This window comes from Gilvimarinus sp. 1_MG-2023 (assembly GCF_030548285.1).
Genome location: NZ_JAUOSC010001415.1, coordinates 1 through 250, shown reverse-complemented (window position 1 = coordinate 250; position 250 = coordinate 1). Strand labels below are relative to the sequence as shown.

Genomic DNA, 250 nt, shown 5'->3' with positions numbered 1-250 from the left:
CTGGTATTGCGTGTGGTGTTAGCTTCCAAGACTTCACGGTGACCAATGATGATTTGGGTAAACCTGTTTTAACCTTATCGGGTAAGGCGGCGGAATTAGCCGCGTCAATGGGCGTAAATCATGTTCATTTGACGATTGCGGATGAAAGGCGATACGCCGTTGCTACAGTGATCCTAGAAAGCTAAACCGTAAAGTAATGAAAAAGGAGAGCCTCGGCTCTCCTTTTTTATGGTCGTGGTATTAGCGTGAC

The 250-nt window shown here is 46.4% G+C and carries 1 protein-coding gene; it reads left to right on the top strand.

The annotated features are described in order from the left end of the window. The coding region (locus tag Q4563_RS21500; RefSeq protein ID WP_303605972.1) for a holo-ACP synthase at positions 1 to 185 on the top strand (185 nt) is incomplete at its 5' end. Positions 186 to 250 lie beyond the last annotated feature (65 nt).